At 40.0% G+C, this 7,675-nt stretch carries 11 protein-coding genes; 9 read left to right on the top strand and 2 right to left on the bottom strand.

Annotated elements, in window-relative coordinates; translation table 11 throughout:
- Positions 1–91 precede the first annotated feature (91 nt).
- Positions 92–838, bottom strand: a complete 747-nt coding sequence (locus tag CXF78_RS08965; RefSeq protein ID WP_102036558.1) for a phosphatase — start codon at positions 836–838, stop codon at positions 92–94.
- Positions 839–1,155: 317 nt separating this feature from the next.
- Between CXF78_RS08965 and CXF78_RS08960 the strand changes: the two genes are divergently transcribed.
- The 9 genes from CXF78_RS08960 (at position 1,156) to CXF78_RS08920 (ending at position 6,976) form a co-directional block, all read left to right on the top strand.
- Positions 1,156–1,374: a DUF6500 family protein gene (locus CXF78_RS08960; RefSeq protein ID WP_102036557.1), complete on the top strand. Its 219-nt coding sequence runs from the start codon at positions 1,156–1,158 to the stop codon at positions 1,372–1,374.
- Positions 1,375–1,649: 275 nt separating this feature from the next.
- Positions 1,650–2,447, top strand: coding sequence for an MlaA family lipoprotein (locus CXF78_RS08955; RefSeq protein WP_102036556.1), 798 nt, complete (start codon positions 1,650–1,652; stop codon positions 2,445–2,447).
- 3 nt (positions 2,448–2,450) lie between these two features.
- Positions 2,451–2,852, top strand: a complete 402-nt coding sequence (locus tag CXF78_RS08950; RefSeq protein WP_102036555.1) for an ATP-binding protein — start codon at positions 2,451–2,453, stop codon at positions 2,850–2,852.
- Between the two features lie 6 nt (positions 2,853–2,858).
- The gene (locus CXF78_RS08945; protein WP_011639120.1) at positions 2,859–3,188 is read left to right on the top strand and encodes an STAS domain-containing protein; all 330 of its coding nucleotides are present in this window, start codon (positions 2,859–2,861) and stop codon (positions 3,186–3,188) included.
- Positions 3,181–3,978, top strand: coding sequence for an ABC transporter ATP-binding protein (locus CXF78_RS08940; protein ID WP_059747783.1), 798 nt, complete (start codon positions 3,181–3,183; stop codon positions 3,976–3,978). Before CXF78_RS08945 ends, CXF78_RS08940 begins: the two co-directional genes overlap by 8 nt.
- The gene (locus tag CXF78_RS08935; protein ID WP_011639118.1) at positions 3,978–4,772 is read left to right on the top strand and encodes an MlaE family ABC transporter permease; all 795 of its coding nucleotides are present in this window, start codon (positions 3,978–3,980) and stop codon (positions 4,770–4,772) included. Before CXF78_RS08940 ends, CXF78_RS08935 begins: the two co-directional genes overlap by 1 nt.
- A gap of 12 nt (positions 4,773–4,784) precedes the next feature.
- Positions 4,785–5,234, top strand: a complete 450-nt coding sequence (gene mlaD / locus CXF78_RS08930; RefSeq protein WP_102036554.1) for an outer membrane lipid asymmetry maintenance protein MlaD — start codon at positions 4,785–4,787, stop codon at positions 5,232–5,234.
- Positions 5,234–5,809: an MlaC/ttg2D family ABC transporter substrate-binding protein gene (locus tag CXF78_RS08925; RefSeq protein WP_011639116.1), complete on the top strand. Its 576-nt coding sequence runs from the start codon at positions 5,234–5,236 to the stop codon at positions 5,807–5,809. The genes mlaD and CXF78_RS08925 overlap by 1 nt, the downstream gene beginning before the upstream one ends.
- A gap of 9 nt (positions 5,810–5,818) precedes the next feature.
- Positions 5,819–6,976 (top strand): PP2C family protein-serine/threonine phosphatase, encoded by a 1,158-nt coding sequence (locus tag CXF78_RS08920; protein WP_011639115.1) that lies wholly within the window; start codon positions 5,819–5,821, stop codon positions 6,974–6,976.
- 145 nt (positions 6,977–7,121) lie between these two features.
- On the opposite strand, the gene CXF78_RS08915 is transcribed toward CXF78_RS08920, so the two are convergent.
- Positions 7,122–7,574 (bottom strand): NO-inducible flavohemoprotein, encoded by a 453-nt coding sequence (locus CXF78_RS08915; RefSeq protein WP_257984873.1) that lies wholly within the window; start codon positions 7,572–7,574, stop codon positions 7,122–7,124.
- Positions 7,575–7,675: the final 101 nt, after the last annotated feature.

The following is a 7,675-nucleotide window of genomic DNA, read 5'->3' as shown; positions in this document are numbered from 1 at the left end:
TACTAGGGAAGTTAGGGTAATAATTCAGCTGTCTGCCGACCGTATTTTTATGTTCCAAATTTCACGGTGGCAGTTTTGAGATATAAAATGTTTATTCGATTAAAGCTGAATATTCATCAAGTGACTTATGACCTCTTGCCGTCAGAAAGCTCAACAACGCTTCAGGGCTTCGGTTCAGTAAGCGTTCAATTGGAAATTCCACTGTCTCAATCACCTCAATAGCTTTTTCAAACTCGCCTAAGCTAAAAGCAACGTGTGAGTCAGAACCCATAACGAGCAATCCACCTGCTGCTTTTACTGCATTGGCTATTTCAATACAGTTGCATGTACTGCCTTTTCTGGACGTCAAAAAAGAGGAGTTATTTATCTCTAGCGCCACGTTATGTTTGGCAGCGGCAGCGGCGACGCGCTTAATATCAATTGGATAAGCAGGGTTGCCTGGGTGAGTAATAATGTCGACATTACCACTTTCAATACAGTTAATAAGTGCTGTAGTGTGAGCCTCTTTAGTCGATGGTGGGAAAACGGGTTCATGGAAACCTGCCAACACAATATCGAGCTCTTTTAAATAATCACCAAAAAAATCAATCTCGCCATGTTCATTTTTGATATTCGCTTCAATGCCGCGCAGCACGCCGACACCGTCAACAATTCTAGGTAACACTCTCATATTTACAAAGTGCCAAAAATGGGGCGCATCAGCCATATCTGGGCCATGATCGGTAATGGCGAATAACTTAATACCTTTGGCTTTCGCAACACCAAGGTAATCATGGAAGGTACTATAAGCGTGAGTTGACGCTATAGTATGCGCGTGAATATCAACAAGGAATTTCATGGCAAGTCTCGTTCTCTGAATCAAAAACAGTAGGCATCAAGTCTACTCCGTTACTAGAGTGTTCTCTATGATCTCTCCAACTAAAATAGTAAAGCTCTTCACTAAGTGACACGTTATTTTAATGTTTAGCTGACAAGTATAACGATGCTTTAACGGTTTTTTATTGTTCAGAGGCGATGACTTTTTAGCATAGTATTTATGGCTAGTGTTTTGGTTGTTATTGAATGATGTGTTAAACGTAACGCTATCTGCACATCAAAAAACTAACAAGATGCAGGCCATTTTAAGTAAATTAATTTCGAGTGATTGAGGATATAATGAGAGCGGAACTAAGATCGAAAATTATTGAAGTGTGTGACAAGAAAATCGCGGCTAAAGGTGATAACGTCGGTTTGTCATTTTATGCATTTTTTGCCAACAAAAATGATAATCCTCAATTATTGATGGAAGCAGCGACATGGTGGATTCAAACACACCAATTGGATCATTTTGTGAAGGCTCACAAAATTAAACAAATGATTCAAAATGACTTGTAAAAGCCGGATGAAATTATTCGCAACAGAGCAATTTTGACCAATATTCAATAAGTAACCGATACATAGGTTAAACGATTCCTAGCGATATAAAATAGTCCATTTGGTCGATGGAGTGATGGTATAATTCATTTTTGAACGATCAATCAAAATTGTGCTAATAGTTTTGACCGTTTTAATGTTATATTTTCACTCTTGAGTGATGTTAACGATACTAAATGTCGTGTTTAATACCGATATTTTTAGCATATATTTTTTGAAAAAAGCCGGAGGAATGAGTGGGAATAATTGGTCGATTGTTAGTTATTGGTGCCACTTTACTTTTTTTTAGCGGCTGTGCTAGCACCTCAACACCGGGTGATCCTTTCGAAGCGGTTAATCGAAAAAGCTGGGACTTTAATTACCAGGTTATGGACAAATATGCTTTAAAACCAGCAGCTGAAGGCTATGAAACCATCCCTCAGCCGATCCGACATGGTGTGACAAATCTGCTATCCAATCTAAGTGAACCTCTTTACGCAGTAAATAACCTCTTACAATGGAAAGTTACCGACAGCGGTAGCAGTGTTTTACGTTTTGTGGTCAACACGACAATCGGCCTTGTGGGGCTTTTTGATCCAGCTACCGATATGGGATTAATGAAAAAAGAAGAAACATTTGCGCAAACCTTTGGTGTTTGGGGTGTTGGCAACGGACCTTTCATTATGTGGCCTGTTTATGGTGCCAGTACTGCACGTAATACCGTTGGCGATTTTGTTGATGTGTTTGTTTATCCTTTATCTATTCTGTCGTTTGAACAAAGGGCCGGAAAGTTTGTGCTGGAAGGTTTAGACAGTCGGATTGAATTTAAGCAATATGAACCTATATTAGACGGGTCGTTAGATCCTTATGGCTATGTTAAAGATGTCTATATGCAGCGAGATGCTCACTTGGTTAATGACGGTAAAGTAGATGAGACTGAATCTGACGAATTTGATCTAGAGTTTGATGACGAACTATTAGATGATGAGCTATTAAATGACGCACCTGCAGACGACAAATTAGACCACAACACTGATTTGGAGATAACGGACTAGCCAATGTCAAACATCAAAACGTTTTCATCTTGTACGAGTGAATTAAAAAATATTCGCGAATTTGTGGTAGATGCATGCTGCGATTTTCCTTTTAGCGAAGGTAAAGTCAATCAAATCGTATTAGCCGTTGATGAGGCTTGCGCCAATGTTATTCGTCATGGTTATCACATGTCGAAAAAGGGCTGTATCGAAATCGTGGTCAGCAGTGATGATGAGCATGCGCTATTTGTGATTAAAGATGTGTGTTCGCAGATTACTGACAAGCAATTAACACCGGCAGAAAATAATTTATGTAAACCAGGTGGGTTAGGCCTTTGTCTTATTCATTATGTGGCTGAAAAAGTAAGACTTATCCCACATAAAGGCAAAGGTAACTGGCTAGAACTGACGGTTAAATTTGAGTGATATTAAATGAATATTGAAATTGAGACACATAACAATTACCAAGTAGTTAAGCTTTATGGCGAGGTCGATCTGAGCAACTCTCGCAGTATCAAACTCGACATCATAAAATTAATTAAGAGTAAAAATAATATCATTGTCGACTTCACCCACCTGCAATATATTGATAGTTCAGGCATGGCTTCACTGGTTGAAGCCTTCAATGAAGCCAGAGAAAATGACACTGAATTTCATATCGTTGGTGCCAACGGTTCACCGCTTCAAGTACTGCAACTAACCCGTTTAAACACGGTGTTTAACTTAGCTGATTCAGTAAGTGCTGTGAGTAATAATGGTTAAGCCTATTATTACAGTAGAGCATTTGTTTGCCCAATATGGCGACACTCATGTACTCAAAGACGTCAATTTAGAGGTCAACCCCGGCGAAATTCTGGTGGTGATGGGCGGATCTGGTTCTGGTAAAAGTACCTTGCTTAACCATATGCTTGGGCTTAAAACCCCTACGTCAGGCACTATCATGATTGATGGTGTGAATATTTTTACGGCCAAAAATAAGCAATTACGTAACTTACGCAAAAAAATGGGCGTGGCTTTTCAAGGTGGCGCACTACTGAGTTCACTGACGGTGGCAGACAATGTCAGGCTACCTTTAGAGCACAACACTTCGTTGGATACCCAAACCATTGATATTATGGTGCGGATGAAGCTTGAATTAATGAACATGGCAGGTACAGGCCATCTTATGCCTTCGGAATTATCAGGTGGTATGCTCAAACGAGCTGGACTGGCTAGGGCCGTTATTATGGACCCTAAATTACTGTTTTTTGATGAACCTTCTGCAGGGCTTGATCCCACTACCGCCGTTGAACTTGATGAGCTTATTCTCACCTTAAGAGATGCCATGAACATGACCATAGTAGTGGTGACTCATGAGCTTGAAAGTGTATTTAAAATTGCCGATCGTGTGGTGGTATTGTTTGCTGGTGAAGTGGTGGCTAATGGCACCGTAGATGAGATTCGAAACTCGCCAGATGAACGGATTCAAAACATGATCAACCGTCAACCTAATACACAAAGAGACGATGGTGAGGTTTATTTTAATCGTTTATTAAATAAGGATAAAAACTAATGAATGCCTTATTTAATTCAGTCAGTAATTTGGGTGCTGCAACGCGTAAAAATATTGATAGTATCGGTTTAGCTACATTGTTTTTACTGCGTATCGTCAGCAGCTTATTCACTGGGCTGGTGTCATTTAAGCAAGTGATTAAGCAGATATACTTTATTGGTAATCGGTCTTTAATTGTCATTATTGTTGCCGCACTTTTTACCGGTATGGTCGTAGCACTGCAGTTTTACGATACCTTAGTGCGCTTCGGTTCAGTGGATTTATTGGGTTCGGCAGTTGCCTTGAGCTTGATTAAAGAATTAGGCCCGGTGATGACGGCATTAATGGTGATTGCACGAGTTGGCTCTGCCACCTGTTCAGAAATTGGTATTATGCGTAACGAGCAACAATTTGATGCGCTTGATTGCATGGCGATTAACAGTTACCGCTATGTGATGTTGCCAAGGCTATTAGCGGCGTTGTTTTGTGTGCCTATGCTAACGGCCGTGTTTGACTTGGTGGGCATTGGCGGTGGTTATATCGTTGGAGTTCACATTCAAGGAGAAAGTCCTGGTGCGTATATTCAAGGTGTAATGGATACGATTAGCTTTAAAGATGTGCTGGTTGGTCAAATAAAGTCACTAGTATTTGGTTTGTTTATTATGTGGATACCTTTGTATTACGGCTTTTATTTACACCTAAATCAAAAAAACATGGGCGCAGAAGGCGTCAGCAATGGCACCACTCAGGCGGTGGTAATGAGTGCAATTATTATGTTGTTTAGTGACTATATCGTTAGCTCGTTAGCGCTATAACTAGAGGTATCAATGAAAAACAATTACGTCAATTTTCTCGTCGGCCTGTTTGTGTTATTCGGGATTGGGGCCTTGGTATTTATGTCAATTACCATTGGTGGAGCATCGGTTTCTAATAGTGGTAACTACACCTTAGTCGCTAAATTTGAAAATTCTTCAGGTTTAAAAGAAGGTGCTTTTGTCGAAATGTCCGGTGTACGCGTTGGATTAATTCAATCGATTAATTACGACCCTCAAGCGTATGAATCAGTCGTTAAAATATCATTAGATAATGAGATTACTGTGCCTGATGATTCGATAGCCTCCATTCGGACATCTGGTATTATCGGCGACAGATTTGTTAAAATATCTACCGGTGGTTCAGAAGTAAACATGGCAGATGGTGAAGAGTTTATAGAAACAGAATCATCAATCAGCATAGAAGAGTTAATAAGCAAGTATATGTTTAGTCAGGATAAATAATGAAATCAATAATTTTTTTAATCATGATGTTAGTGATGCCGTCTGTAGCTTTTGCGGTACAAGAACCGACAGAACGCGTTAAATTAGGTGTGACAGATATCATTAGTATCGCATCAGATAGTACCTTGTCAGTTGAACAGAAAAAGCAATCACTCAGTGATGTGATTGAAAAGCATGTTGACATACAAGCCTCTGCACAACGGGTGTTAGGTAAGTATTGGAGACAGGCAAGTGATACCGAAAAACGCCAATTTATGGTGTTATTAAAAGGCGTATTAGTTGATACCTATATTGTGCTACTAGAACAATATGATAATCAAACGGTTGATTACACCAATGAAACCATTAAGAAAAAGGTTTATGCATCGGTAGATACCGAAATTCATACCAAGGAAAATATTATTCCGGTTTCGTATCAGCTTTATCAGCGTAATAATGAGTGGAAAATTTACGATTTTGTTGCTGAAGGTTTGTCGATGATCCGTACATTTAGTAACGACTATAAAAGTACTTTGAAAAAAAGCGGTGTCTCTGGTTTGAATGAAGCCCTTGCTGCTAAATTAGCCCAAACGTAAGGTTTTCCCTTGAACATAGACAGAGCGCTAGCTAACAGCATTATTGATGAAACATTATGGTTTAAAACCAATTTGGCGGTCACATTAAGTGAGTTCCATTATTACTTAATTAAAAAAAACGGCCAAGTTAGTTGTAATTTTTCATCCTTGTGCGATGAGCATTACAGTAGGCTCTATCAACAATTTCAAGCATTGTCGTTTCAACACAGTATTGCAGAAATTTTGCCATTAAATGACGATGGTAAAGTGTGCTGGGCATTGCCTTTTGGTAAAGAATCGAGCTTGTTTGACTGTATCATTCTGCTCGATTTACCTGAAGGAACTGAATCTCAGCATGTTAGCTCGTTGTATTTTAAGCTTTTGTATCAGTTAAAAAGTTTTCAGTTTTCCGAAGCCTCATCGCAACTTAATGCTGCCCAAGTGTGGATCCGCGACGAGATAGAGGAAATTTCACGCTTACAACAGTTGATGTTGCCAGACAAGAATATCGAACTCAGTTCTGTCAAAATGGCTTACACCTATAAAGCGATGAAAGGTGCTGGCGGCGATTATTTAGACATTGTCGATCTTGGCAAAACTCGCCCTGAAGCCCAAGGCGATATCGGAATGATTATTGCCGACGTATCGGGCCATGGCCCTGCTGCTGCTGTAGAAACGGCAATGATAGATGCTATCTTACGCACCTTTGAACCGAAAGATTTAAGCAGTAGTTCTTCTGAAGTACTTAATTATATCAATCAGCATTTCTTCACTAAAAAGCCACGCGGCAGTTTTTTAACCGCCACAGTATTACGTTATAATTTCAACGAAAAAGAACTGGTTTATGCTAATGCAGGTCATCCTCATGCCTATTTGAAAAAAGCCAACAGGCTGGTTGCCCTAGATCAAGGCGGTATTCCTATTGGGGTGTTGCGTGAGCAAAACTGGGATACTTACCGAGTCAGTGTTGATGTGGGTGATATCTTGTTTGTGTATACCGATGTGGTCATCGAAACACAAAATGCTCACAAAGAATTATTTGGTTTCGATCGCTTAGAAAAAGCCATCAGCGCAGCACCTGACGAACCCGAGGCTATGCTGGAATTTCTTGAGCAGAAAATGAAAAAGTTTTGTGGTTTTTCTGAATTCCAGGATGATTTGACCATGTGCGCAATCCAGTTTATTTAAGCTAATTGAGTATTAAATTATTGAGAAGAGAAGATTGGGATGACGATATCCCGTTCTAATTCAAAGGTTTAATCGTTTTCATCAATAGCTAAAAAGCCCTGAGTTAACGCTCAGGGCTTTTTTATCTCACTGGTTTGTTGGGCTATTAAGCTGTTAACGATTCAGCTGGACCGAAGAATTCATAATGAATTTGGCTTGCTGGTACACCTAAGCTGGTGGCAATGGCCAATGCTGCTTTCATAAAACCAGTAGGGCCAAGCAGATAGAATTCTACATCGCGGTCTGCTGGTAGCTGCTCTGCAATCAATGATGTGTCAATGAACCCAGTGGCATGAGGCTGGCAATGTTGTTCTGGCTGGCTGTAAACATACAAAGGCTTTATGTGGTCATGTGTTGAGGCAAGTTGATCTACATGGTGTTTAAACGCATGGACATCACTATTAATGGCCGCATGAATAAAGCGAATATCACGTCCAGAACCTGCTTCAGTATTGAGCATACTAATCGCAGGAGTAATGCCGACACCGCCAGTGAGTAAAATTAGCGGTTTGGTATTTTTGCGTAAAGTGAAATCGCCACTTGGGGCACGTAGTTTCACTTTATCACCTAGCTGAATGTTGTTATGTAAGTGATTTGATACCACACCATTAGGTTCACGCTTGACGCTAATTCTTAAATAATCTTGCCTGTAGAGTCAGA

The sequence above is a fragment of the Shewanella sp. 11B5 genome (assembly GCF_002836795.1).
GTDB classification, from domain to species: Bacteria; Pseudomonadota; Gammaproteobacteria; order Enterobacterales; family Shewanellaceae; genus Shewanella; species Shewanella frigidimarina.
This window is presented reverse-complemented; position numbering and strand designations above follow the sequence as displayed.